The following is a 22761-nucleotide window of genomic DNA, read 5'->3' as shown; positions in this document are numbered from 1 at the left end:
CTCGAGGGACACGCTCCGGTCGAGGGACACGCTCCGGTCGAGGGACACGCTCCGGTCGAGGGACACGCTCCGGTCGAGGGACACGCTCCGGTCGAGGGACACGCTCCGGTCGAGGGACACGCTCCGGTCGGGGGTCATACGGCGGGCTCCTTCACGGAGTGGGCCGCTGTCACGCGGAGTCGTCCGGGACCGCGGACAGCAGGCTGTGGACGATCGGGCCGGCCGAGCCGCCGCCGGTGACGCCCTCCTCCACGACGCAGGCGACGGCGACGTTGCCGCGGTGGGCGACGAGCCAGCCGTTGTTGTCCTGGTCATCGGAGACCTCGGCGGTGCCGGTCTTCGCGCCGATCCCGCCGGGCAGGTCCGAAAGGACCTTCGCGGTGCCGTCGGTGACGGTGGCACGCAGCATCGCGCGCAGCTGGGTGACGACACCCCGCGGGAGCGCAGTCGTGCGGGTGCCGTCCTCGTTGCCGGCGGTGAGCGAGGGCTGGTGGAAGGTGCCGGACACGGCGGTCGCGGTCACCGACGCCATGATCAGCGGATTGGCCTGCACGCGGCCCTGCCCGATCATCGAGGCGGCCTTCTCCGTCTCGTCCTTGGGCACCGGCACCGAACCGTCGTACGTGGGCGCACCGACGTGCCACTCCTGGCCGACCCCGAAGTACGTGCGGGCGACCTCCCCCAGTCGCCCGTCGTCGAGCCGGTCGCGCAGGCTGATGAACGCCGTGTTGCAGGACTCCGTGAAGTCCTTGCGGAACGTGGCCCCCGGATGGTCGGAGAGCTCCACGTTCTGGAACCTCTTCCCCACCGTGAGGTACTTGGGGCAGTCCACCACGTCGTCCGGGGCCACGGCGCCCTCGATCAGCAGGGCGCTGCTGGTGACGATCTTCCAGGTGGAGCCGGGGGCGTAGGTGCCGGAGAGCGCGCGGTTGAAGCCGGTGGACGGGGAGTTCGCGACGGCCAGGATCTCGCCGTCGTCGATGCGCAGGGCGACCAGCGCGGCGTTCTTGCCCCCGGCCCGGGAGGCGAGGGCCTTCTCGGCGGCGGACTGCCAGTCGGCGTCGAGGGTCGTGGGGACCGGGCCCTTGTCCGCCCGGAGCGTCTTCGCGCCGAAGGACGCCTCCGTGCGCTCCACCTCGCCGGTGGTCCGGTCGACGAGACGGATCGCGCCGCGTGCGCCGGAGTCCTTGCCGCTCCCCCCGGCGAGCCGGGTCATCAGGGGCGCGAGGGAGGGAAAGGCGTCGCCGGTGAGCCGCGTGCCGTCCCGGTCGGTGACCTCGGGGGGCTCGGTCTCCTCCCGTTCCAGGCGGAACTTCTCGGTGTCGCTCAGGCGGGGGTGGACGAGGGACAGCCGCCAGTCCACCTTCCAGGACCCGTCGCCCTGCTCGCGCAGCGGCAGCTTCGACTCGTAGGTCCAGGTGCCCAGGCCCGTGACGGGCATCCGCGCGGTGAACGGGACGGCGACCGCGCCGTCCCCCGTCTCGGTCGCGGGCTTCGCCGTGAGCTCGGGCTCGTCGATGTCGAGTCCGGCGGTGAAGCTGTCCAGCACCCGCGGTGCCGTGCCGGGACTGGTCGTACGGCCCGCCGCGCTCTCCATGCGGCCGGCGGCCCAGTCGGCCAGGAACGCCCGGGCCTGTTTCCCGGCCGCCGGGTCGGGCCCGGTGTCCCGTCCGAAGGGGCCGACACCGGCCGCGTACGCCCCACCCGCGACGGCGGCCAGCGCCACCGCCCCGGCGATGACGGCCCGTGTGGCCTTCCTGCGCGGCCCGGGGCCGCCGGTGGTGACGCTGGAGTGGTCCGCATGAGAGTCCATGGGCCGAGAACAGCAGCGGCCCGGGGACTCTGTCCAAGACCGGTATCGATGTCGGATCAATATGCAGCCGATATGATTGCTGCTCGTGGACCTGGTGCGGCACCTGGAGTGCTTTGTGGCTGTTGCAGAAGAGTCACACTTCGGCCGTGCCGCAGCCCGCCTCGGCATGGCCCAGCCGCCGCTCTCGCAGCGCATCCAACGCCTGGAGAGACACCTGGGCGTCCGGCTCTTCGAACGCACGAGCCGGCAGGTGACCATCACCGAGGCCGGGACGCTGCTGCTCGCCGAGGCCCGGGAGGTGCTCGCCCGCTCCGAGGCGCTCATGGCCACCGCACGCCGCATCCGCGACGGCGAGACCGGCCTGCTGCGGGCCGCGCTGCCACCCGACGTGTCCGGAGAGACCGTCGCCGCACTCCTCGCGCACTTCTCCGGCACCGCCGCCGGCCTCGAACTGGAACTGCACGAGCTGCCCACCGCCCAGCAACTGGAGCGGTTCGCCGCGCACGAGCTGGACGTCGGGCTCATCCACCACCCCTGTGACGTCTCCGGCCTCGAGCTGGGCCCCGTACTGCGACGCGAGCTCGGCGTGCTGCTGCCCCGCGACGCGGCGGCGGCCGGGCTCGACGAGGTCCCGCTCGCCTCGCTCACCGGCTACGACCTGATCCTCTTCCCCCGCGCCGGCGCCCCGGCCGTCTACGACGACCTCCTGACCACCTGCGCCCGCAACGGCTATACCCCGCCCGCCGTGCGCCACGCCCAGGGCACCAGCTTCGTCCGCGGCCTGGTGCTGTCGGCGCGGGCGGTGGCGATCAGCCCGCGTGACGCGCACGGCCAGGGGGAGGGGGGCCGGCCGCCGAGCCCCGCCTCCGGCGTGGTCTGGCGGCCCCTCACCGGCGCGCCGCTCGCCCTGCGGCACTCCGTGGCCTGGCCCGGCGGGCGCGGGGACGCCGCCGTCGCCGCGTTCACCGAGGCCGCCACGCGGGCGCTGCGCAGCACCGCCGGGGCGAGCCCCGATCTGCCCGCCCGCCCGCTGCATCTGCGCCCGGCCTCGGAGTACTGGCTGTGACCGACGCCCTCGCCCGTATCCACGCGGCCTTCGCCGACGCCGGGGTCACCGGCCGGCTGCACGCCCTCGACATCGACTCCGGTGCGCAGCTCGACGCCGGCGCGGACCAGCCCGTCTGCACCGCCAGCGTCCACAAGCTGTGCCTGCTCGTCACGCTCCACGAACAGGCCGCCGCCGGGATCCTGGACCTCACGGAGCAAGTCGAGTGCCCCCCGCAGGCCCGCACCACCGGCCCGACGGGACTCGCGGCGATGCTCGACGGCGCCCGGCTGTCCCTGCGCGACCTCTCCTACCTGATGATGTCGGTCAGCGACAACGCGGCCGCCGATCAGCTGCTGGAACGCGTGGGTCTCGACGCCGTCAACCGCACCACGGCCCGCCTCGGCCTGGCCCGCACCCTGGCCGTGCACACTTTCGGCGAACTCCTTTCCACCATCAGGGAGGACGCCGGGCCGGGCGGCGCCCGGTCCCTGGCCGACCCGCTCGTCGTCGCCCGGCTGCGCGCACTCGACCCGGCCCGCACCAACCGCAGCACTCCGCGCGACATGACCCGGCTGCTCGCCGCCGTCTGGCGCGACGAGGCGTGCACGCCCGAGCACGGCGCGGCCATCCGCCGCATCCTCGGCCTCCAGGTGTGGCCGCACCGGCTGGCCTCCGGCTTCCCCTTCGACGACGTGCACGTCGCGGGGAAGACCGGCAGCCTGCCGACCGTGCGCAACGAGGTCGGGGTCGTCGAATACCCCGACGGGGGCCGCTACGCCGTCGCCGTCTTCACCCGCACGGCCCGCACCTCCGCGCTCCTGCCCGCCGCCGATGCCGTCATCGGCACGGCGGCCCGCCTGGCCGTGGACGCCCTGCGCGCTCCCTGAGCGGCCGGCTCCCGCCGGTCAGAGCTGGAACTCGGCGGGGTTCACCCCCAACGTCGCACAGGCCTCGCGCAGGACCGTCGCCTCGGCCTGGGAGAAGTGGCCGTCGGCACCGGCGATGACCATGCCGGTCTGGATCACGGCCCTGGCCTCGGTGGGCTTCTTGGCGGCCTTGGCGATCTCCTGCATGGCCTCCGACTTGCCGTACTGGAAGTTGGCGGTCAGCTGGTCCACGTGCTTGTTGAAACGCGTGCGCAACTGCTCCGGCGGGAAGTTCTGCAGGACGTCGTTGCTGAGGATCATCGACTCGACCTGCTGGCGCTCGGCCGGGTCCACGTTCCCGTCGGCCGCCGCGACCAGGGCGCACATCGCCATGCTCGCGTCCCGGTACGCACCGCTCTTCAACTCGTTCTTCAACGACCCGAGCTGCGTCTTCAGCAGACCGACCAGCTGGGCCTTGCCGCCACCACCGGACCTCGACCCACCACTGCCGTGCCCACTACTGCCGTGCCCACCACTGCCGTGCCCACCGGTCGCGGCGCCTCGCCCGCCCTGCCCCTGCTGGAGAGCCTTGGCCTGGTCCTTGAGCCGGTCCCACACTGCCATTGACGTCACCTCGGTACTTGTAGGCCTCACCTGGCGCACCCGCTCACGCGCGCACACCCCTCCCAACGCCCGGCCCCAGGCAAAGGTTCCGCAAAACGAAACGGAGACCGCCCGCACCCCGAAGCCGGGGGCGGGCGGCCTCCGTGGCGGGTTGTCAGGCGTTGTCGCGTGAGCGGAGCTACAGGCGGGGGGGCGAGGCGGAACGCCGCGAAGCCCACCGCTGCCAGGGGGTGCGACCCCGCAGCTTAGGCAGGCCTGCGGGCACACGGATCGACGCCGCCCTCCGCCCGTCATCCCGGCCGGCAGCGGCAAAGGCGAGAGCGCCCAGGCGCTCCACGCCCCGCTCCGTCACCGGGCACCGCGCCGCAGGCGGGAAGGCCGGTCCCGGCTCCCGAGCGGCACACGCGGGGACGCGACGGCCAAAACCGGCCTTCCTCTGGGCGCAATCTGCCAGTCCGGGACCTGCGGCGCCTCCCGGGAGGGCCCGAACGAGGACGGGCCGGGCGGTGCTGTGATGATGAGCGCATGTCGACCCTCGCCACGCTCGCGGTGCTGGCCCTCGCCGCGCTCCACGCCTGCATCCTGGTGCTGGAGATGTTCCTGTGGACCACGCCACGGGCCCGGGCCGCCTTCGGCACCAGTGCCGAGTTCGCCGCCGGGACGAAGGCCCTGGCGGCCAACCAGGGCCTCTACAACGGCTTCCTCGCCGCCGGACTGGTGTGGGGCGCGGTCGCGGCCGACCCGGTGGGCTTCCAGGTCTCGGTGTTCTTCCTGGTGTGCGTCGCGATCGCCGGGATCTACGGCGCCGCGACCGCCAGCCGGAAGATCATCTTTGTCCAGACCGTCCCGGCGCTGGCCGCCCTGGCCCTGGTCCTGCTCGCGCGCTGAGTTCAGACGCCCTGCTCGACGGCCCGTTCCATGAGCCGGCGGGCCTCCGCCTCCTCGGTGGCGGGCGGCACCACCAGCAGGTCCCAGCGGCCGCGGCCGGGGGTGAGCAGGCAGACGGTGTGCGGGGCGGTCGGCGAGTCCGTGCGGCCCACGTGCACCGCGTTGCCCGCGACGACCATCCGCTCGGGGCAGTCCGGCCAGGTGTCCCCGTTGACCAGGACGCTGTCGATCCGGCCCCAGGCGCCCGGCAGCCCGCCGAGCAGCCCGGGCAGTTCGGCGGCCAGGTCGTACGAGCGGGGCCACCATGCCCCGTCGATCCGTCGGGCCGTGCTGCCCCGGCGGGGCTGGTCCGCGATCCGCAGCCGAGCCCCGCTCGGCGCGGGGACGGACGGCGGGGGCGAAAAGGCGGAGGTCATCGAGGGGCTCCTGCTGCGGTGGGGGTGCGTGGCCACGAGGTGGCGAAGCCGCGAGCCCGGTGGGAGGCCCCGGGAGGCGTCCCGGGATGGCGTGGAGCGCCGGGGCGAGACCGGTTCGGCCACCGGTTGCGACATACCCTCGGTCCCTCCACCGTACCCCGCGGGGCGGTACGGGGGCCGGGGCCACCGCATCTCCTCTGCCAGCCACCTGCTTCTCGAAAGCACCCTGGTGTTCACGCCTGGGAGGAGTCGCATCCGGGTGTTACGACGCGGAACGTCGCCACAGTCCGTTCGGGGCGCGGGGCGCGGGGCGCCCGTATCGCTGTCCTGTGCTTCCGCGGCGATGTGAATGCGCGTGCCGGTCATCGCTGGTCGCCGGGCACATACCAAAAGGGCATTCCGGGCGCTTTATCTCATTCCGTCGGCAATACTTGGGGCATGAATACGGCAACGTATGCAGAACTGGCGGCGTCGTCAGATCACGCGGTCGCCGTGGCCATCGCCTTCGTCGGCGGGCTGATCGTGGCCTGTGCGCTGATCTGGGCCGTGCGGGTCGGGATGCAGGTCATGGACAAGGACACCCATCACCCCTCGCCGGAGGAACAGCCGCACGTCCCGGACAGCGGGCCGGTCCGCGAGGAGCGGGAGATGCGGGAGCCCGACGACATGCCGGTCGTGACGCGCGACGGGCAGCGGCTCATGCCGCATGAGCTCCACCATTCGAGCACCAGGACCGGCAAGGACCAGAAACCGCGCCGCTGGTCGCCCGGATCCAGTGGATCCTTCGGCGGCGGCGGACTCGGCCGCACATGAGGCAGTGAGGCCGTAAGGGGCCCATAGGGGGCCGTAGAGGACCAGGGAGGCGACATGGCTGCCCGCCACCGGACCCGCTGGGCGACGGGAGGGGCGGCCCTGGCGCTCGCCCTGTCCGCCGTACTCACCGGCTGCAGCGGCGACGACACTCCCGCGGACACAGCCAGCAAGGCGGAGTCCGCGGTCGGGTCGATCGCGTCTGGAGCCTCCGAGGCGATCGAGTCGGCCACGGCGGAGGCCGGGCGTCGCCTCGACGACATCCAGGACGGCATCGACGTCAAGGGAGACGTGCGGATCGGCACGCCCGTGACCGGCTCCGACGGCCGGGTCCGGGCCGAGGTCACCGTCCGCAACTCCGACGACTCGACCCGCTCCTTCGCCGTCCAGGTCGACTTCAAGAGCTCCGGGGGCGACCTGGTCGACACCGTCATCGTCACGGTCGAACACGTACAGGCCGGCGAGTCCGCCACGGCCACCGCCCGCAGCACCCATGACCTCTCCGGCGACATCCGCACGGACGTGGCCCGCGCCGTGCGCTACTGACGACCCGCGCCCGTCTCCGCCACCACGATGTCGATCTGCTCGCTCATCGCACTCACCCCGTTCAGGGCGGCGACCGCCTGAAGCCGGTTGGCGCCCGCCGGGAGGGCGGTGCCGGGGGCGCAGCTCCAGGTGCCGTCGGGGGCTGCGGTGGTGGCGCAGGCCTCCTGGTCGTGCTTGTCGCGGACGGTGACCTGGGCACCCGGGTGGGCGGTGCCGGAGACCTCCGGCCGGGCGGCCAGCGGTACACCGGACAGCGGGTGGGTCAGGGTCGGCGAGGCCAGGCCAGGCCCACGGTCACCGAACACCTGCCGACGGCCCGCGGCACGCCCCGGGCGTCGGTGAGGCGCAGCGAGCAGTCCCGCAGCCGGGTGCCCGGGACGGCGTTCCCGGGCACGGCCAGCACGAAGGGGAGCACGCCGTCCTGCCCGGACACCCCGCCGGTGACGGTGTACGCGGCGCTGCGCCCGTCGGCGGCGACCGAGCCGCGGTAGCCGGACGCGTCGAGCGGCGCACCGGTCACCCGCGTGCCCCGGGGGGCCGTCAGCGTCACACCCTCGGCGCCCTCCGGGACACCCGCGACCTCGACGATGCCCTCCCGGCCGGGTGCGATCGTCGCCGCTCCCCTTAGCCCACCGTCCCGGGCCACCGCGGACGCCCCGGGCACCACGAGCACACCCACCACGACGCCCCCCACCACGGCTGCTGTCCCGCTGTACCTGTTCATCGCGGGCGGGGCTCCTTGTCCGTGTCCGGCCGTCGAAGACACTCCGCCGACGATTCTCACGGGCCTGCCCCCGGGCGGCACGCCCTGCTGATCCACGCGAGTGGCTCGCGCCAACAAGGGGCGCGGGGAACCACGCGAGCGGCCACCGCGCCGCCGCAGCCGCAGACGGTCCGCCACAGCACCGCGCCACGCCAACGGCACCCGCCCCGAAGGGACGCGGGGAACCACGCGACCGGCCACCGCGCCGCCGCAGCCGAGGGACGACCTCACCGGCCCAGCCACACCGTCGTGTCCGGCCCGACCCGCCCGCCCTCCAGCGGCGCACTCGTCAGCAGCACCTCACCGGCCGGCAGCTCGACCGCCCTGCCGGAGAGGTTCGTGACGCAGCGCCACCCCTCGCAGCGGTCGAACCGGAGCACGCCGTCCGGGGCGTCGTCCGCCCAGGTCAGCTCCTCGCCGTCGAGGAGCTTGCGGCGCAGCCGCAGAGCCGTGCGGTACAGCTCCAGCGTCGAGCCCTCGACGCCGTCCTGCGCCTCGACGGCGTAGGCGGCGAAGGCGGGCGGCTGCGGCAGCCAGGCACCGCCGGGCCCGAAGCCGTACGACGGTCCGGTCGTCGTCCACGGCAGCGGCACCCGGCAGCCGTCGCGGCCCTTGCGGACGTGGCCCGTCTGCTCCCAGATCGGGTCCTGGAGGACCTCGGTGGGCAGGTCGGCGACCTCGGGCAGGCCGAGTTCCTCGCCCTGGTAGACGTACGCCGAGCCGGGCAGCGCCAGCATCAGCAGGGTGGCCGCCCGGGCCCGGCGCAGCCCGGCCGCCCCGTCGACGGCCGGGGCATGGCCGCCGGAGAGCAGCCAGGCGTTGGGGTCGGTGCCGGGCGGCAGCGTGAGACGGGAGGCGTGCCGTACGACGTCGTGGTTGGACAGCACCCAGGTGGCCGAGGCGCCCGCCGCCCGGGCGGTGGCGAGCGAGTCGGTGATGACCTGCCGCAGCTCCTCCGCGTCCCAGCCGGTCTGCAGATACTCGAAGTTGAAGGCCTGGCCCAGTTCGTCCGGGCGGGCGTACAGCGCACGCCGTGCGCCGGGCACCCACGCCTCGGCGACGGCCATGCGGGGCGGGCGGTAGGCGTCGAGGATCTTGCGCCAGTCGCGGTAGATCTCGTGCACGTCGTCGCGGTCGTAGAAGGGGTGGGTGCCGGGCGGCATCGCGGCGAGTGCCTCCTCGCCGCTCAGTTCGGGGGCGCCGAGGTCTCGCAGGGGTTCGCTCAGGTCCTTGGCGAGGGCGTGGGCGACGTCGACGCGGAAGCCGTCGACCCCGCGGTCGGACCAGAAGCGCAGTGTGGTGCGGTGGTCGGCGCGGACCTCCTGGTTCTCCCAGTTGAAATCGGGCTGCTCGGGGGCGAACAGATGGAGGTACCACTGGCCGTCGGGCACCCGCTTCCACGCGCTGCCGCCGAAGACGGACTGCCAGTCGGTGGGCGGGAGTGCGCCGTGTTCGCCGCGTCCGTCGCGGAAGACGTAGCGGTCGCGGGCCGCCGAGCCGGGGCCGGCGTCCAGGGCCTCCTGGAACCAGACGTGCCGGTGCGAGGAGTGGTTGGGCACGATGTCGACGATGACCTTCAGGCCGAGGCGGTGGGCCTCGGCGACCAGGGCGTCGAAGTCGTCGAGGGTGCCCAGGCGCGGGTCGACGCCCCGGGGGTCGGCGACGTCGTAGCCGCCGTCGGCGAGTTCGGACGGGTAGAACGGGCTCAGCCACAGGGCGTCGACGCCCAGGGCGGTGAGGTGGGTGAGACGGCGGGTGATGCCGCGCAGGTCACCGAGGCCGTCGCCGTCGGCGTCGGCGAAGCTGCGGGGGTAGATCTGGTAGACGACCGCCTGGCGCCACCAGTCGGAGTCACGGGACGACAGGTCGAGGGTGGAGCGATCGGTCACGCGGTCTCCTTCACAGGGCATACGGGCGACAGCATTGAATCTGTCCAGAATGCCGGAAAAAGCAACCACCGCGCCGATCGGAGCAGTCCATTCCTGCTGTGACGAAAGTGTGATGGCGACGCAACTTCCTTTACATTGCCGCAGGTTGACAGCGTGCTGCGGCGCCGCCACGATGGGGGCCACTGAGGCGCATGTGACCAATGAGCCCAGTGTTTCTCAGACCACTCACCCCCCGGTACGGCCCCGGCAGCCGCGCGCCGCCCGCATGCCGCCACCCGGGTTCGGCACACGCCAAGAAATGGGATACGCATGTCCATAGCGAGACGTGTCACCGCGCGACGCCTGCTGGGGACCGGCGCCGCGGCCCTCGCCCTCTGCGCCGCCTCCGCCACGACCGCGTTCGCGCACGGTACGCCCGGCGGGGACGGCTGGTCGTCCGGCGGCAGCTACAAGCCCGGCACGGGCGCGGGCACGGAGACCGGGACCGATCGCTGCCAGTTCTCCCTCGACGGCACCACCTTCCACGACTCGGTCAAGGTCGACGACCAGAACCTGAAGCCGACCGACGACGGCAAGGTCCACATCAAGGTCCGCACCGCCGGCGACGCGGCCGCCTGCACGGCCTCCCTCGCCTCCTACCTCGCCCACGGCGCGACGTTCGCGACCTCCGGCGAGCAGGTGTTCGTCGACTTCGACACGGTGACGGTCAAGCCGGGCGGCACCGAGTCGCTCGACATCGCCATCCCCGACAAGGGCTGCTTCGGGCAGATCGACCTCTACCGGGGCGCGGTGAAGTTCGACGGCGAGCTCGACGCGAAGGACGGCTTCGAGCACGGCGACCTGCCCAAGGGCCCGGACCGCCCGGTCATCAAGGACAAGCTGATCGCGGCCTGGAACGGCGGCACCAAGAACTGCACGACCCCGCCGCCCGCGCAGACGACGCCGCCCGCCTCCACGCCGCCCGCGAGCCCGTCCGAGCCGGCCGAGGAGACCACGCCCCCGGCGTCCCCGTCCGAGCCGGCCGAGCCCTCGACGCCGCCGTCCTCCGACACGGACACGCCCACCCCGAGCGCCTCGGAGTCGACGCCCGTCGCGCCCAAGCCGAACGGCGGTGGCGGCGACCTCGCCGAGACCGGCGCCGACAGCAGCACCGGCCCGATCGCGCTCGGCGCGGCGGCCCTGCTGGCGGGCGGCGCGGCCCTCGTCGTCGCGACCCGTCGCCGCGCGGCCAAGCGCAACGCGTAGCGGCCCAGCGCGACGCGTAGCGGCCCAGCGCGACGCGTAGGGCCCAGCGCGACGCGTAGGGCCCAGCGCGACGCGTAAGGGCGCCGGAACCCTGTAGGACCACCCGAGCAGGGACGTCCGAAACCGAAGAGCGCCCGGTGTGCTGTCGTCCGGCGGCGACAGCACACCGGGCGCTCCCCTGCGCCGATGGCCACACCACCGGTCAGACCACTCGATAGCGATCGACAGTCAATAGATCACATCTCGACCGTCGCCAGGTACAGCTTCACGTAGCGCTCCACGTCCACGTCCAACCCCACGTCGACCAGCGGCTGTTCGCGCGTGCCTTCGTGGAGTTCCGCCTCACCGGGCCGGGGGCGGCGGTCCACGATCGTCATGCCGCGCGTCGGACCGGGCGCGAGGGAGACGTCGACCGGGAGGCGGTGGGTCGTCAGGCCCTCCGGGTCGACGACCGCGCACACCGCGCCCGCGTCGCCGAGGCCGCCGGCCGTCTCGGAGGGGTCGTCGGGACGGCTGTCCGGATGGGCCGGACGGTGCGCGAGCAGCTCCCCGGCCAGCCGCGCCCCCGGTTCGCCGCTCGCCCGCAGCCTCCGCACATCCGCCGCGGGGACCACGACCCGGGTGAACACGTCGAGCCCGTACATCGTGATCGGCACCCCGGCGCTGAGCAGGATCGCGGCCGCCTCCGGGTCGTGCCAGACGTTGAACTCCGCGACGGGCGTGGCGTTCCCGACGGCCGCCGCGCCGCCCATGAAGACGATCCGCTCGATGTTGCCGACCACCTCCGGGTGCGTGCGCAGGAGCAGCGCGATGTTGGTGAGGGGAGCCGTGGGGATGAGGGTGACCGGGCGCGGGGAGGTGAGGATCTCGCGCCGCAGCAGCGTCACCGCGTCGACGTCGGCGGGCCCGCGGGACGGTTCCGGCAGGCCCAGGTCGCCCATGCCGTCGTGCCCGTGCACGTGCCGCGCCGAGCGGGGAGCCTCGATCAGCGGCCGCTCGGCGCCCCGGGCGACGGGGATGGGAGGAGCACCCGCCTGCTCCAGCACGGTGAGGGTGTTGCGGACGACGCCGTCGACGTCAGTGTTCCCGGCCACGCAGGTGATCGCCCGCACGTCGAGCGCCGGGTGCCGTACGGCGAACAGCAGGGCGAGGGCGTCGTCTACACCGGTGTCGCAGTCGATGATCACCGGGATGGGCTGACCGTCCGTCACGGCGGGGACTCCTTCCAGTGGCTGCGCGGAAAAGCTCCGCACCAGCGACCCTACGGCCTGGGCCCCGGCCCGTTCCGGGCTCCGGCCCGCGTCAGGACCGGCGTCCCGCCTGACGTCGAACTCCAGCGTCCCCTTCCGGCCGACCATGCCGCGGGCCCCGCTGACGCCCGGTCGTTGCGGTCGATGACCGTCCGGCCCGTGAAGGCGGCCGACCGGCTCCCCTGCGGAGCGCGGCCGGCATCGGTCAGTTCGAAGTCGACGGTGACCTGCCTGGTCACGCCCCGCACGGGGGCGGCGGGCGACGGGTTTTCGGACGAGGGGCGGTGGGGGTTCTGTGCGTGGGTGGTCTCCATGAGCTGTGGGCGTTCTGATCCTGGGGGGCGGTGGACGTCCTGGTCCTGGGGAGGGGTGGACGTCCTGGTCCTGGGGAGGGGGGACGTCCTGGTCCTGGGGGCGGTGGACGTCCTGGTCCTTGGGGGGGGCGATGGACGTCCTGGTCCGGTCACCCGGACGGCCCGTATCGCTGGTGGGCGGGCGGTCGTGGTGGTGCCGTAAGAGCACTCACCCGATCTTGGAGAGCCCGCCCCCGCACGAAGAGGCCTCCATGAGCCCCCCGCAGGAGGCACCCCGATGACCCGTCCCCCGGCCACCCGTGCCCTCCTGGTCTCCGCGCTGTCCGCGACCGCCCTGCTCGCCACGGCCGGCTGCTCCGTCGACGACGAGCCGCGGCCACACTGGTTCTCCGCCTCCGCGTCCGCGTCCGGCGCGTCACCCGCCGTCGAGCAGCCGGCCGGTTCCGGGGCCGCCCTCACCGAGGCGCAGGCCCGGGCGGCCCTGGTCACCGAGGCCGACCTCGGGGAGCCGTGGGCGCCGACCCGGGGCGCGCGGACCTGGCGGGACGGACTGCTCAAGGCCACCACGGAGGACCGGGACTGCCAGCGGCTGCTGGACGCCCTCTACACGGAGGAGCCGTTCGGCACGCCGAAGGGCCCGCAGGCGACGTCCGCACTCGACGACGGAGACACCGACGCCCAGTTGCACTACCGGGTCACCGCCCACCCCCCGGCCGACGTGGACCGCACGCTGGACTGGATGAAGTCGCTGCCCGGCAGGTGCGGCCAGTTCACGGCCGCGACCACCCGCGGCGGCATCCAGGGCGTGGAGGTCGGCGACCTGCCGCTGCCACCGGTGGGAGACGCCCGGCAGGCCCTGCGGGTCACTCTGGCCGGCGAGACGGAGGAGGGTCAGCTGACCTACCTCACGGTCGACCTCGCCGCCGTCCGCGTCGGCGAGGAGACGATCACCCTCACCAACGCGGGCCTCGACGAGGTGTACGCGGAGGTCACCCAACAGGCCGTGCAACTCGGGGCGCAGCGCCTGGCCGACATCAGGAAGCAGGGCCGGGCGCAGATCTGACGGCACCCCGGTCCTGGGAGTCATGACCGGGCCTCGGGGCCGGCCGGTACCGGATCTCGGGGCCGGTACCGAATATCGGGGACGGTGCCGGATCTCAGGGCCGGTGCCGGATCTCAGGGATCAGGACCAGTCGAAGCGCGTGCGGTGGGCGATCACGTCTCGGGCCACGTCCAGGGCCGTACGCCCGCGCGCGAAGGCGTCCGCCCGCAGCCGCGCCAGCGCGTCGTCCGCGCCCACGCCGAGCTGCGCCATGATCATGCCGACGGCCTGGTAGACCTCGTCGTGGTCGGAGGCCAGGCCGCTCAGCCAGTCGTCCTCCCCGTCCCGCGTCTCCGGCTCGTCGCCGTGCGGGAGTGCCATCAGGGCCACGGTCATCACGCCGGCCACGATCCGGGCCACGTGCAGCTGGCGATCGGTGAGGGCGCCCGGGCGGTCGCCGTACAGGTCGAGCGTGCCCACGCACGCCGCGCCGCTGCCCAGCGGAACCGCGTACACGGCCCGCACCCCGGCCTCCGTCGCCTGCTGGGCGAAGACCGGCCAGCGTCCCGCGTCGCGGCCGGTGGTCAGGTCGCAGGCGAGCACGGGCGCGCCGTCCGCCACGGCGCTCTGGCAGGGGCCGTCGCCCAGCGTCGCCTGGATCTGCGACAGGTGCGCGGCCTGCGGGCTGCTCGCGCTCAGCTGCACGGGCATGCCCTCGCTGCGCAGCGACACGCTCGCGCCGATCACCGGCAGCAGTTCCACCGCCACGTCGCACAGCCGCCCCGGAACCTCTCCGGGCTCGGCGCCCCGCACTCCTCTGGCGATCACGTCAGCGGCCCGGGCTCCGTCCGGGTCCGGGCCCCTACCCCTGATGCGGCCGTGGCCCCGGGCGCCGTCGTCGTCGCCGTCGCCGTCGGAGGCGTCTCGGGGATCGTCCCTGGGCCGCACGCCACCGCCTCCTTCGTTCACCGCGGCCGACCGCAGCACGCGACCACAGCAGACGACCGCACCCGGGCCCGGCACCGGGCCCGGCACCCGCCCGGATCAATCCGAGCCCTCCCGGAACCGTGCCCCGACTACCCGTTACGGGTGGCGCAAAACCACCGGGCGGGGCGTCACCGTGGGGAACCGGGCCTCAGCGCTTCTCGTACGGGTTGTCCGGCTGCCGCACCCGGCGCAGGGACGTCACGTCGACGACCGGTGGCCAGGCTTCGGTCGAGCCCAGCTCGCCCTCGGGGTGCCACGTGCCGGTGACCGTCACCCAGGTGTCGACCGGCGGCGCCTCCACACCGCGCACCTCGGCCTTGGCGGTCGTGGCGTCGGCGGCGCAGCAGGCGACGAGGAGGCGGGTGACGTACCAGGTGCCATCGCCGTCACGGGTGACGAAGCCGGTGAGCCGGACCGTACGGCCCTTCAGGGAACGGCCGCTGTCGTAGACCGCCCGGGAGCCGAACTCCTCGAGGGCGAGGTCGACCGGGTTCCCGGACGGCAGGGCCGGGAAGGTGCCGACGCCCTGCGCGGCACGCTGGGCCGCCTCGCGCTCCGCGCTGTAGGAGCCGAGCGCGGGCGGCGGGAAGAAGAGGAGGGCGAGGGCGGGGAGGGTGAGAAACCAGGCGACGCGGGGCCCGGCGGGGCCGTGGCCGTGGGTGTCGCTGTGGCTGTGCCCTGCGTGATCTCCAGCGCCCTCGTGACCGTCACCGTCACCGCCGCCGTCACCGCCTTCGTGGCCGTCACCGTCACCGCCTTCGTGGCCCTCGGCCTCGTGAACAGCCGCCCCGCGTGACACCCCCGCCACCGCCACCGCCAGCAGCACCAGCGCCGCCCCCGACACCACCAGGTACGGCCGTAGGCCCGCCTGTACGTACCGGAGGTACAGCTCGCTGAAGAGCGACACCCGCAGGATCGCCGCGCCGACGAGGGCGAGCAGGACGGCCGGTCCGGAGCGCCTCACAGCAGCCACCACCCGACCAGGACGCTGCTCGTCACGGCCACCACCCACGTCGCCGCCGAGAACCGCACCGCGAAGGCCCTGCCGAACGTGCCCGTCTGGAGCGCGATGAGCTTCAGGTCGACCATCGGCCCGACCACCATGAAGGCCAGCCGCGCGGTCGGGGAGAAGCCGCTCAGCGACGCGGCCACGAACGCGTCGGCCTCGCTGCACACGCACAGCACGACCGCCAGCACCGCGAGCAGCAGCACCGACAGCCAGGCCGAGCCGGTGAACACCTCCAGCAGCGAGCGCGGCACGACGATGCCGAACGTCGCGGCGGCGGCCGCCCCGAGCACCAGGAAACCGCCCGCGTGCAGGAAGTCGTGCTGGAGCCCGGAGACGAAGGCGCGCGGGCCGCCGCCCGGGGCCTGCCCGCCGCCGCGCTTCGGCAGCCGCAGCCACTCCTCCCGCCCGAACCGCGCCCACAGCCAGCCCATCACCACGGCCGTGGCGAGCGAGGCGGCCAGGCGGCCGAGCACCATCTCCGGCTGCCCGGGGAAGGCGATCGAGGTCGCCACGAGCACGACGGGGTTGATCGCGGGCGCCGACAGCAGGAAAGCGAGCGCGGCCGCCGGTGCGACGCCCCGCCGCATCAGGCTTCCCGCCACCGGCACGGACGCGCACTCGCAGCCGGGCAGCACGACCCCGGCAGCCCCCGCGACCGGCACGGCGAGCGCCGTGCGGCGGGGCAGCACCCGCTGGAAGACCCGCTCGGGCACGAACGCCCCGATCGCCGCCGACACGAGCGTGCCCAGCAGCAGGAACGGCACGCCCTGGACGGTGATCGCGGTGAACACCGTCCACCAGGCCGCGACGGGCGGGGTGTAGAGGTCGAGCGCCAGCATGGGCCCGAGCACCGAGGCCACCGTCGCGATGGCGAGCAGCGCGGCACCGCCGAGGACGGCGTGGACCAGGGCCCGCAGGCCCAGCCGTATGCCGTCGGCCACCGTCCGTTGGTTCTCCACGCGCCCCGCCCCGGTCGTTCACATCCCGGGTGGGAGGCTAACCCGCACGGCTGTGTGAGTGCCCTGCTTTCTCACAGCGGAGGCTGTGCGGGCGGCTATCTCACAGTGGAGGCTGTGCGGGCGGGCTTCACAGCGGAGGCTGTGCGGGCGGCTATCTCACAGTGGAGGCTGTGCGGGCGGCTATCTCGCGGCGGAGGCTGTGCGGGCGGCTATCTCACGGCGGAGCTGTGCGGGCGGGCTTCACAGCGGAGGCTGTGCGGGCGCGGGCCCGAGGGTCGTGGTGCCGGGGGCCGTGCGGTGCCCGAGGCCCGTCCGGTAGGCGTCCAGGGCCGCCTCCACCCGCCCGGTGCGCCGCAGCAGGTCCCCGAGCAGCCGGCACAGGTCGGCCAGGTCACCGGCGGCGCCCGCCCGTTCCAGCAGGCTCAGGGCGCGGACGTAGTGTTCCTCGGCGTCCTCCGTGCGGCGGGCGTCCTCGGCGATGATGCCGAGCAGGCGGTGCGCGGCGGCGGCGTGGACGGCGCCGCGCTCGGGGGACAGCTGCCCGAGGACGTCGTGCAGCAGGGCCGCCGCCTCGTCGGACCGGCCGCGCCGGTGCAGCACGTCGGCCAGTTCCACGGCGACCTGGCTGCTGTAGAGGGCGGCGCGTCTGGCCGACAGCATGCCGAGGGCCTGCCGCAGTTCCTCCTCGGCGCGTTCCAGCCGGCCGTCCTGGGCGTAGACGTAGCCGCGCATCCAGTGGCAGTTGGCGAGCTCGGTGCGGATCTGCAGGGTCCGGTACAGCTCGGTGGCCTTGGCCAGGGAGGCGTCGGCCTCGGCGAGACGGCCCTCGGCGACCAGGGTGCGGGCGACGGACCGGTGCATACGGGCGACCAGGGCGGGGTCGTCGGACCGGGGGGCGAGGGCCAGGGCGAACTCGGCGGCCTGGGCGGCCCGGGCGTGCGCGCCCATGTCCATGTAGGGACCGATGGCGCTGGCGTAGAGCAGGAGGAGGGCGTCCGGGTCGTGCAGGCCGCCGCGGTTGAGTTCGTCGAGGGTGGCCTCCAGCAGGTAGACGGCGTAGCGGAGTTCACCGGCGAGGTAGTGGGCCACGGCCCGGCCGCGCAGGGCCGGGACGCGGGCGGGCAGCGGGGCGCCGGCCAGACATTCCTCGGCCCGCTCGAAGTACTGCCGGCCGGCCACGAGCTCGCCCGTCTCCAGGGCGCACTCGCCGAGCCCGAGCAGCGCGGCGGACTGCTCCGCGGCCAGGTGGTTCGCCTCGGCCTCGGCGAGCAGCTCGGCGTACTGCTCGGCTGCCGCCTCGGCCTCGCCGACGGCGAGGGTGCGCCGGGCCTCGGTCAGTCGCAGCCGCAGTCCGGTGACGAGCCGGGCGGAGTGCCCGCCGGCGAGTTCGTCGAAAGCGACGCCGAGCCGCTCCGCGAGATGCCGCAGGGCGTCGTCCGAGGGGCGCACCCGGCCGGACTCCAGGGTGGAGATGTAGGCCGGTGTGTACACGGGTTCAGCCAACTGCCGCTGTGTCAGTCCGCGTTCCACACGCAACCGCTGCACCCGGCGGCCGATGGTCCCCGGATCATCACGCTCCCCCACGCCAACTCCCCCTGCGTCTCTTGCCGTTCGGCCCGTACTGCCCCTAGGTTAAACGGAGTGTTAAGCCGCATTGTCGAACGTGCTTAATACGTTGCCGCCGTAGTCGCCGCCCCAGTTGCGAGGTCGCCGTGCTGATGCGCACACGCACCGCCGAGCGGTACGCCCGAGGCTTCACCGCAGCCCTCGTGGCCGTGGCGACCCTACTGCTCGCGGCGAACGCGGGCCCGGCGAGAGCGGATGCCCCGCAGCACGAGCAGCGGACCGTCGCCGACTCCCGCTGAGCGCCGGGGCATGACCTGCTGGCGCCGGTCCCCTTCAGGAAGCGCTGACGTACGTCACGAAGGCGGCGTAGGCCTTTGGAGAGACGGTGAGGATGCCGACCTCGGGGTTCTTCGAGTCGCGGACACCGACGCCGGGCCCGAGGTCGGCGACCTCGACGCAATCCCCGCCGCTGCTGCTGAAGCTGGACTTACGCCACGTCGCGCTCCACAGCTGCCGGCTGGTCTCCATAGCGCTCCTCCATCACGTGGGCGATCAGGTCCGCCGAGTCCCGTACCGAGAGCGCGGCAGCTCTCAGTTGATCGTAATGGAGCCAGCCCTCGCTGACACCCGTCCGGATTGGCCGTCATGTGCCCCTGGATGAAGTCCTCGGTGTAGACGATGTCCGGGTCGGCGTCGAAGCGCAGGAGGTTGAAAGCACCCGGCAGGCCCGGGTGTTCCCCGCCGAAAGGGGAAGCACCTGGATCTTCAGACGCCGCTGGTTCCGAAGGCTCAACAGGTGCGCCAGTTGGTTTCGCATCACCTCCCGGCCACCGACGGGCCGGTACAGCACCGCTTCGTCCAGCATCGCCCACACCAGCGGCGGCTTGTTCCTGCGGAGGAGGCGCTGCCGTTCCATGCGAGCCGCGACCAGCTCTTCGAGGTTCTCCGGCTGGGATGCGCCCAGCACCGCCCGCGCGTACTCCTGGGTCTGCAGAAGCCCATATACCACTTGCGACTGATACGTGCAGATGTAGGTCGCCTTCGCCTCCATCTCCGCATACGCCTGGAACCACGCGGGAAGCTGGCTCCTCAACACCAGCCCCACCAACCGCGAGAAACAACCGTCCGCCATCAGCGCCGCATCCGCGCGTTCCGCGAACTCTCTGGTCGGGGCCTTGTGCGCGGTCTCGATCTGGCCGACGAGAGAAGCGAGCGCGCCGGTCATGGCGAAGGCGATGACAGAAGAAATTCCCTTGCTTCGTGCGCTCACGAAGTCCGTCCCCGTTTAATTGAGTTGCATGCGTTGCATGGATTGCATGGATTTCATGGTCAGTGCGAAATCGACGTCACCTACGGGGGGGCAGGCCTTCGCAATGGAGGAATTGTGAACACCGCCGGGAGGAAATTCAACCGGGTCAACCGGGCAAAACCTTGCTCAACGCCTCGTCAAGGCTTTTCGCCACCTGCACGTCACCCACCGAGTGAGGGCCGTACAGGGCGTCCAGTTCCGTGATGAGGGTCTGTGTGACGGCGCCGTACAGGGGCGTGCGGGGACGCTGAACGGCCTCGCTCAGGGCGGGCAGCAGGATGTCCCGGGAGTAGCTGAGGCCGCCCGACAGCCGGTCGGGTGCCTTGAGTTCGGCGCTCTCGCCGGTGGGGGACGCCGAGGCGCTCTCGGAGTACGCGGCGGCGTGCCGGCACTCCGGGGTGCTGCCGGCAGCCCGGTAGGCCGACGTGCGGGTCGCGGCGAACCCGGCGCGCAGCAGGCAGCGTTCGCTGTCCGGGTCGGTCAGGAACGCGATCAGCTCGGCGGCCTTCGCGGCGCGCTGATCGGAGGTGGAGGAGGTGACGGCCAGGTTCTGGCCACCGAGCACCGCCTTGCCGGGCAGCCGGGTCACACCGAGGTTCCCCTTGAACGTCTCGTACAGGGACGGGTAGACGTACGGCCAGTGCCGCAGGAAGGTCGTGCGGCCCTCCGCGAAGGCGCTGAGCGACTCGGCCTCGCGGGACCCGGTGGCCTCCCCGTACATGTACGACGACGCCGTGCGCTCCCGCAGTTCGGCCACCCCGGACGTCAACTGCGTCTCGTCTGTGGCGTACCGCCCGTCCCGGTCGGTCAGCGCGAAGTCCGGGACGGCGGAGGCGAACGCCTCGATCGCGTTGACCGTGCGGCCCTCGTAGGCGGCGAGCTGCGTGGTCCACCCGTCCTCGTACCCCTCGGGCTTCGGCCGGTCGTTGACGACGTCGACGAGCTGCCGCAGGACGTCCCAGGTGACGCCGCGGCCCAGCTCGGTCCGGTAGGTGCCGGCCTTCCGCAGGTGGTCCTTGCGGTAGTACAGCAGGCCCACATCACTGTTGAACGGAACGGCGTACCGCCTCCCGTCCCAGAACGACGTGCTGTCGACGGACCGGATGATGTCGCCGGGCGCTTTCACCGCCGCGCCGGTCAGCGGGCGGATCAGGCCCGCGGCGGCGAACTCCGGGATCCAGGTCACGTCCAGGTTCACCACGTCGTACTCGGCCCCGCCCGACTGGAGCGCGCCGAGCAGCTGGCTGCGCTGCTGGTCGGCGGAGCCGGGGAGTTCCACCAGGCGGGCCCGGTAGCCGTGTTCGCCCTCCTTGGCGTTCCAGGCGTCGATGAGCTGCTGGCGGATGCCGTTCTTCCCGGTGACGTCCTGGCCGCTGGCCACCACGATCCGGGGCGGGTCGGCGTCCTGCGGCTGCTCCCGGGTGTCCGTGCCGGTGCAGGAGGTGAGCGCGAGCAGGGACAGCAGCGACAGTGCCGCGGCCGTCAGACGGCGGGCCATCATTCCTCCCCCGTTCCGGTGCGGGCGACCTCGTCGTGCAGGGCCGGCACGAGGTCGTCCCCGACGTCCAGGCAGCGGCCCCGGCCGGCCTCGGCGACGCGCGGGGCGGGCCGGCCCTGGTCGCAGCCGGAGCTGCTCAGGGACACCATGGCCACCGGCGCGCCCGCGCCGCGGGCCCGGTCGAGGACGTCCTCAAGGGCCTTGCCGGTCAGGCGTCCGTCGTCCTCGCCGTCGGTGAGGTACACGATCAGCTGCGGCCGCTCGTCGGTGCCGCGCCCCCGCATGAACTCCAGGGCGTCCCGCAGGGCCCCGGACGGATCGGCCTCGGCGTCCCGCACCTCGGCCTTGTCCAGGGCCCGTTCGGCAGCGGAGCGCTCGTGTGTGCCGAAGGGCAGCAGCGCGGTGTGCGTACCGTCGCCGGTGCCGTGCACCGCCCACACGCCGTACTCGTCCTCCCCGCCGAGCCCGGGCAGGGTCTGCTTCAGGATGCCGGGGCCGCCGCTGGAGCCGTCCCACCGGCCGGCCATCGAGCCGGAACTGTCGAGCAGGAACAGGACACGGCCGGGGCCGTGCGCGTTGCCGTATCGCTCCAGTGCCCGATCCATCGTCGAGGGGTCGGCCCGCCGCGCCGGGCGGACGGACTCGGCGAGGCCCTCGGGGGCAGACGCCGCGTCGAGCAGGCCGCGGTCACCGGTCGCGGACCTGAAGCCGTGCTCGCCGAGCACCGCCCGGCCGTCCGTCCCGGTCAGCCAGGTGCGGAAGCGGTCCACCGCGTCGTCCCGCGCCTCGGCGTCCCGGTCGCCGTCCTCCCAGCGGACCCGCACGAACGCCGGTTCCAGACCGGGCACGTCGTCGGGGTAGGCGGCGACGCGCGGGACACGGGTGGCCGGGTGGCAGCCGAGGCCCGTTTTCAGCAGGAACTCCGGGACCAGTGCCGTGCTGCGGCCGTCCACCGCGTGGTCGCCGGGCAGCGTGCACAGCAGCCGCGCGGCCGAGGGCTCGGGCCGTGCGGTCCGGGCGAGGCGCTGCTCGGCGGCGCGTGCGTCGGCCGCGCCGCGCGCCCCTGGCCTGTCGCCGTACAGGCCCATGGTCGCCAGCAGCGCCGAGCCGGTGGACTCCGGGTCGGAGCGGTGCAGTTTTGTCGTGGCGTCGGCCTGTTCCAGGTCGTCGAGCAGCTCGGCCAGCGACCGGCCGGTGGGGTCGAGACCGGCGCCGCGTGCCTTCGGCACGGCCAGCACGACCGGCGAGTACGCGAGGGGACCGTCCTGCGGCTCCAGCCGGGCGAAGACGCGGTCCTCCCGGGCCGCGGCCGAGGTGACCCGGTCGACGTCGGCGCGGGTGGCGGGGATCCACACGTCCGGCTGCGGGCCGATGTCCCGCTGCGGGTTGTCGTCCTCGCGGGGCTGCTGCCAGGCATCGGTGCGCTCGCCCAGCGCGGTCACCACGGCCGCGGCACCCGCGCTGTTGACGGTGACGCCGCTGCGCCGACAGCCGTCACCGGTGGTGTTGGCGTCCGACGTGACGTAGGCGTCCGCCGCCGCCCGGATCACCGGCTCCAGGTCGGGGTCGGTGAGGACACGCAGTTCCAGGGACGGCCCGCAGAGGGCGGACTCGCCGGTCAGGACGAGGATGCCGTAGCCACCGGCGCCGGTGACGAGCAGGGCGAGCAGCACCGCCGGCACGATGCGTCCGGAGCGGGTGGCGGGCTTCCGGGCACGGGCCTTCCGGCTGCCGGCCCTCCGGGCACCGGCCCCCGGGACACCGGCCTCCCGCCCACCGGCCTTCCCCGCACCGGCGGTCGGGACATCCGCCTCCCCGACACCGGCCTTCCGGGCACCAGCCTCCCCAGCACCGCCCCCGGCCCCCGGGGCACTGGCCTCCCCAGCACCGCCCCCGATCCCGGCCCCCGGGGCACCGGC

General features: G+C 73.6%; 23 protein-coding genes. 8 read left to right on the top strand and 15 right to left on the bottom strand.

Annotation, left to right across the window (positions count from 1 at the left end):
* Nucleotides 1–169: 169 nt before the first annotated feature.
* Nucleotides 170–1813: a penicillin-binding transpeptidase domain-containing protein gene (locus tag HDC93_RS08250; protein WP_185008647.1), complete on the bottom strand. Its 1644-nt coding sequence runs from the start codon at nucleotides 1811–1813 to the stop codon at nucleotides 170–172.
* A 115-nt stretch (nucleotides 1814–1928) separates the two neighbouring features.
* Here HDC93_RS08250 and HDC93_RS08245 point away from each other — a divergent pair, with 115 nt between their 5' ends.
* A complete protein-coding gene (locus HDC93_RS08245) occupies nucleotides 1929–2879 on the top strand; it encodes a LysR substrate-binding domain-containing protein (protein WP_311774516.1) in 951 nt (316 codons plus the stop codon).
* The gene (locus HDC93_RS08240) at nucleotides 2876–3748 is read left to right on the top strand and encodes a serine hydrolase (RefSeq protein ID WP_311774515.1); all 873 of its coding nucleotides are present in this window, start codon (nucleotides 2876–2878) and stop codon (nucleotides 3746–3748) included. Before HDC93_RS08245 ends, HDC93_RS08240 begins: the two co-directional genes overlap by 4 nt.
* An 18-nt stretch (nucleotides 3749–3766) precedes the next feature.
* Here HDC93_RS08240 and HDC93_RS08235 read toward each other — a convergent pair whose 3' ends face one another.
* A complete protein-coding gene (locus tag HDC93_RS08235) occupies nucleotides 3767–4351 on the bottom strand; it encodes a tellurite resistance TerB family protein (protein WP_185008643.1) in 585 nt (194 codons plus the stop codon).
* Nucleotides 4352–4876: 525 nt separating this feature from the next.
* Between HDC93_RS08235 and HDC93_RS08230 the strand changes: the two genes are divergently transcribed.
* Nucleotides 4877–5239: a DUF1304 domain-containing protein gene (locus tag HDC93_RS08230; RefSeq protein ID WP_185008641.1), complete on the top strand. Its 363-nt coding sequence runs from the start codon at nucleotides 4877–4879 to the stop codon at nucleotides 5237–5239.
* Between the two features lie 2 nt (nucleotides 5240–5241).
* On the opposite strand, the gene HDC93_RS08225 is transcribed toward HDC93_RS08230, so the two are convergent.
* Complete coding sequence (locus HDC93_RS08225; RefSeq protein WP_185008639.1) at nucleotides 5242–5655, bottom strand: DUF5994 family protein; 414 nt, start codon at nucleotides 5653–5655, stop codon at nucleotides 5242–5244.
* Nucleotides 5656–6093: 438 nt separating this feature from the next.
* On the opposite strand from HDC93_RS08225, the gene HDC93_RS08220 reads away from it, so the two are divergent.
* Together HDC93_RS08220 and HDC93_RS08215 are read left to right on the top strand one after the other, a co-directional pair.
* On the top strand, nucleotides 6094–6468 hold the full coding sequence (locus HDC93_RS08220; RefSeq protein WP_185008637.1) for a DUF6479 family protein: 375 nt from the start codon (nucleotides 6094–6096) through the stop codon (nucleotides 6466–6468).
* A gap of 54 nt (nucleotides 6469–6522) precedes the next feature.
* Nucleotides 6523–7011 carry a hypothetical protein gene (locus tag HDC93_RS08215; protein WP_185008635.1) on the top strand — a complete coding sequence of 163 codons (489 nt, stop codon included), beginning with the start codon at nucleotides 6523–6525 and terminating at the stop codon, nucleotides 7009–7011.
* On the opposite strand, the gene HDC93_RS38215 is transcribed toward HDC93_RS08215, so the two are convergent.
* From HDC93_RS38215 to HDC93_RS08205, 3 genes are all read right to left on the bottom strand, one after another.
* Nucleotides 7005–7316 carry an Ig-like domain-containing protein gene (locus HDC93_RS38215; RefSeq protein WP_260419467.1) on the bottom strand — a complete coding sequence of 104 codons (312 nt, stop codon included), beginning with the start codon at nucleotides 7314–7316 and terminating at the stop codon, nucleotides 7005–7007. The genes HDC93_RS08215 and HDC93_RS38215 overlap by 7 nt on opposite strands.
* Nucleotides 7274–7735, bottom strand: a complete 462-nt coding sequence (locus HDC93_RS38210; protein ID WP_260419466.1) for a hypothetical protein — start codon at nucleotides 7733–7735, stop codon at nucleotides 7274–7276. The genes HDC93_RS38215 and HDC93_RS38210 overlap by 43 nt, the downstream gene beginning before the upstream one ends.
* Nucleotides 7736–8001: 266 nt before the next feature.
* Nucleotides 8002–9684: a glycoside hydrolase family 13 protein gene (locus HDC93_RS08205; RefSeq protein WP_185008633.1), complete on the bottom strand. Its 1683-nt coding sequence runs from the start codon at nucleotides 9682–9684 to the stop codon at nucleotides 8002–8004.
* Nucleotides 9685–9972: 288 nt separating this feature from the next.
* On the opposite strand from HDC93_RS08205, the gene HDC93_RS08200 reads away from it, so the two are divergent.
* The gene (locus tag HDC93_RS08200) at nucleotides 9973–10908 is read left to right on the top strand and encodes an LAETG motif-containing sortase-dependent surface protein (RefSeq protein WP_185008631.1); all 936 of its coding nucleotides are present in this window, start codon (nucleotides 9973–9975) and stop codon (nucleotides 10906–10908) included.
* Between the two features lie 236 nt (nucleotides 10909–11144).
* On the opposite strand, the gene HDC93_RS08195 is transcribed toward HDC93_RS08200, so the two are convergent.
* Nucleotides 11145–12119 (bottom strand): nucleoside hydrolase, encoded by a 975-nt coding sequence (locus HDC93_RS08195; protein ID WP_311774514.1) that lies wholly within the window; start codon nucleotides 12117–12119, stop codon nucleotides 11145–11147.
* Between the two features lie 630 nt (nucleotides 12120–12749).
* On the opposite strand from HDC93_RS08195, the gene HDC93_RS08190 reads away from it, so the two are divergent.
* Nucleotides 12750–13535: a hypothetical protein gene (locus tag HDC93_RS08190; RefSeq protein ID WP_185008626.1), complete on the top strand. Its 786-nt coding sequence runs from the start codon at nucleotides 12750–12752 to the stop codon at nucleotides 13533–13535.
* A gap of 120 nt (nucleotides 13536–13655) precedes the next feature.
* On the opposite strand, the gene HDC93_RS08185 is transcribed toward HDC93_RS08190, so the two are convergent.
* The 4 genes from HDC93_RS08185 to HDC93_RS08170 form a co-directional block, all read right to left on the bottom strand.
* Nucleotides 13656–14462, bottom strand: coding sequence for a GAF and ANTAR domain-containing protein (locus HDC93_RS08185; RefSeq protein WP_185008624.1), 807 nt, complete (start codon nucleotides 14460–14462; stop codon nucleotides 13656–13658).
* Nucleotides 14463–14649: 187 nt separating this feature from the next.
* Nucleotides 14650–15465, bottom strand: coding sequence for a TIGR03943 family putative permease subunit (locus HDC93_RS08180; protein ID WP_185008622.1), 816 nt, complete (start codon nucleotides 15463–15465; stop codon nucleotides 14650–14652).
* Nucleotides 15462–16469, bottom strand: coding sequence for a permease (locus HDC93_RS08175; RefSeq protein ID WP_185008620.1), 1008 nt, complete (start codon nucleotides 16467–16469; stop codon nucleotides 15462–15464). The genes HDC93_RS08180 and HDC93_RS08175 overlap by 4 nt, the downstream gene beginning before the upstream one ends.
* Nucleotides 16470–16709: 240 nt before the next feature.
* On the bottom strand, nucleotides 16710–18053 hold the full coding sequence (locus tag HDC93_RS08170; protein WP_185008618.1) for a helix-turn-helix transcriptional regulator: 1344 nt from the start codon (nucleotides 18051–18053) through the stop codon (nucleotides 16710–16712).
* A 134-nt stretch (nucleotides 18054–18187) separates the two neighbouring features.
* Here HDC93_RS08170 and HDC93_RS08165 point away from each other — a divergent pair, with 134 nt between their 5' ends.
* The gene (locus HDC93_RS08165) at nucleotides 18188–18334 is read left to right on the top strand and encodes a hypothetical protein (protein WP_185008918.1); all 147 of its coding nucleotides are present in this window, start codon (nucleotides 18188–18190) and stop codon (nucleotides 18332–18334) included.
* A gap of 34 nt (nucleotides 18335–18368) precedes the next feature.
* Here the strand turns inward: HDC93_RS08165 and HDC93_RS08160 are convergent, their stop codons facing one another.
* From HDC93_RS08160 to HDC93_RS08145, 4 genes are all read right to left on the bottom strand, one after another.
* On the bottom strand, nucleotides 18369–18563 hold the full coding sequence (locus tag HDC93_RS08160) for a DUF397 domain-containing protein (protein WP_185008616.1): 195 nt from the start codon (nucleotides 18561–18563) through the stop codon (nucleotides 18369–18371).
* A gap of 115 nt (nucleotides 18564–18678) precedes the next feature.
* A complete protein-coding gene (locus HDC93_RS08155) occupies nucleotides 18679–19305 on the bottom strand; it encodes a Scr1 family TA system antitoxin-like transcriptional regulator (RefSeq protein WP_185008614.1) in 627 nt (208 codons plus the stop codon).
* A gap of 145 nt (nucleotides 19306–19450) precedes the next feature.
* Nucleotides 19451–20842, bottom strand: coding sequence for an extracellular solute-binding protein (locus tag HDC93_RS08150; RefSeq protein WP_185008892.1), 1392 nt, complete (start codon nucleotides 20840–20842; stop codon nucleotides 19451–19453).
* Nucleotides 20842–22515 carry a substrate-binding domain-containing protein gene (locus tag HDC93_RS08145; protein WP_311774513.1) on the bottom strand — a complete coding sequence of 558 codons (1674 nt, stop codon included), beginning with the start codon at nucleotides 22513–22515 and terminating at the stop codon, nucleotides 20842–20844. Before HDC93_RS08145 ends, HDC93_RS08150 begins: the two co-directional genes overlap by 1 nt.
* Nucleotides 22516–22761 lie beyond the last annotated feature (246 nt).

The organism is Streptomyces sp. AK010 (assembly GCF_014207295.1).
GTDB classification, from domain to species: Bacteria; Actinomycetota; Actinomycetes; order Streptomycetales; family Streptomycetaceae; genus Streptomyces; species Streptomyces massasporeus.
This window is presented reverse-complemented; position numbering and strand designations above follow the sequence as displayed.

Bases quoted from the DNA above. Each gene is read 5' to 3' on its own strand.
- HDC93_RS08250 (WP_185008647.1), bottom strand. From the start codon at position 1,813: ATGGACTCTCATGCGGACCACTCCAGCGTCACCACCGGCGGCCCCGGG.
- HDC93_RS08235 (WP_185008643.1), bottom strand. From the start codon at position 4,351: ATGGCAGTGTGGGACCGGCTCAAGGACCAGGCCAAGGCTCTCCAGCAG.
- HDC93_RS08230 (WP_185008641.1), top strand. From the start codon at position 4,877: ATGTCGACCCTCGCCACGCTCGCGGTGCTGGCCCTCGCCGCGCTCCAC.
- HDC93_RS08225 (WP_185008639.1), bottom strand. From the start codon at position 5,655: ATGACCTCCGCCTTTTCGCCCCCGCCGTCCGTCCCCGCGCCGAGCGGG.
- HDC93_RS08220 (WP_185008637.1), top strand. From the start codon at position 6,094: ATGAATACGGCAACGTATGCAGAACTGGCGGCGTCGTCAGATCACGCG.
- HDC93_RS08215 (WP_185008635.1), top strand. From the start codon at position 6,523: ATGGCTGCCCGCCACCGGACCCGCTGGGCGACGGGAGGGGCGGCCCTG.
- HDC93_RS38210 (WP_260419466.1), bottom strand. From the start codon at position 7,735: ATGAACAGGTACAGCGGGACAGCAGCCGTGGTGGGGGGCGTCGTGGTG.
- HDC93_RS08205 (WP_185008633.1), bottom strand. From the start codon at position 9,684: ATGCCCTGTGAAGGAGACCGCGTGACCGATCGCTCCACCCTCGACCTG.
- HDC93_RS08200 (WP_185008631.1), top strand. From the start codon at position 9,973: ATGTCCATAGCGAGACGTGTCACCGCGCGACGCCTGCTGGGGACCGGC.
- HDC93_RS08190 (WP_185008626.1), top strand. From the start codon at position 12,750: ATGACCCGTCCCCCGGCCACCCGTGCCCTCCTGGTCTCCGCGCTGTCC.
- HDC93_RS08165 (WP_185008918.1), top strand. From the start codon at position 18,188: ATGCGCACACGCACCGCCGAGCGGTACGCCCGAGGCTTCACCGCAGCC.
- HDC93_RS08160 (WP_185008616.1), bottom strand. From the start codon at position 18,563: ATGGAGACCAGCCGGCAGCTGTGGAGCGCGACGTGGCGTAAGTCCAGC.
- HDC93_RS08150 (WP_185008892.1), bottom strand. From the start codon at position 20,842: ATGGCCCGCCGTCTGACGGCCGCGGCACTGTCGCTGCTGTCCCTGCTC.